The following is a 781-nucleotide window of genomic DNA, read 5'->3' as shown; positions in this document are numbered from 1 at the left end:
TGGTACAACCCCCGCCGCATCCAAGCTGGCCTCTGCGGGCTCTCACCCGACGAATATGAAGCTGCCTGGAAGGACAACCAGCAGCACCACCCCCAAGCGGCTACCCTCCCACTCGAGGGGGTCGGTCCCAAATAAAAAAAGTCTCCGGGAAACCGGGGGAGGTCCATCTTGGCTATAGAGCCAGTCTCTTTGTTCCGGAGTCAACCGCCCCCACAGATCGGCGAACTGCCTGGGGTCTTCCGGCAACGGCTGCGACAGCGCGGGACGATCCGGGGGCGGTTCAGGTTGGGCCGGCTCTTGCGGGGCGTCCAGCGCTTGGATGGCCGCCGGGTCGTACCCCTCCGTACGGAGGTTGGCCAGTGATCGCTGCAGAGTGTCTGAGTAGCCGTTGCGCAGTGACTCCAGCTGGCCCAGAGCGGCCCGGGTGTCTTCAATTGCTTGCCCTTCAAGAGCAGAGATCAGTGCGTCGAGTGCGGATAAGTCAGCGGCTGTGAGATGGATGTTTTTCTCAAGCTCCAGGGCTTCCCCGATTTGGTTGTCAAGCTGCTGCAGATGAGCCTCCAACGTAGAGATCTGTCCGACAGCAGATCGCTGTGCCTCGGCCAAAGCGGCCGCGATGTTTTCCAAGTCCGCCCCGATTTTGGGCAGTTGCAGTGATTGAGCACCCAGCGACTGCACTAGCCCGAAGTTAAGGCTGTTTGGTAAGAGATTTTGGCTCTGAACTGGGGTTTTATTGGTTTTCTGGTTTGTGTTTGTGGCTACGCGGGGATGGTTAGGGGGA

At 59.7% G+C, this 781-nt stretch carries 1 protein-coding gene; it reads right to left on the bottom strand.

The features are described 5' to 3' along the window. Positions 1–42 precede the first annotated feature (42 nt). Positions 43–781: putative alpha/beta hydrolase (locus tag CDN38_RS33390; protein WP_497756001.1), on the bottom strand; the 739-nt coding region annotated here is incomplete at its 5' end.

The sequence above is a fragment of the Mycobacterium ostraviense genome (assembly GCF_002705925.1).
Taxonomy (GTDB): domain Bacteria; phylum Actinomycetota; class Actinomycetes; order Mycobacteriales; family Mycobacteriaceae; genus Mycobacterium; species Mycobacterium ostraviense.
The sequence above is the reverse complement of the archived record's forward strand: the minus strand, read 5'-3'. Positions and strand labels throughout refer to the sequence as shown.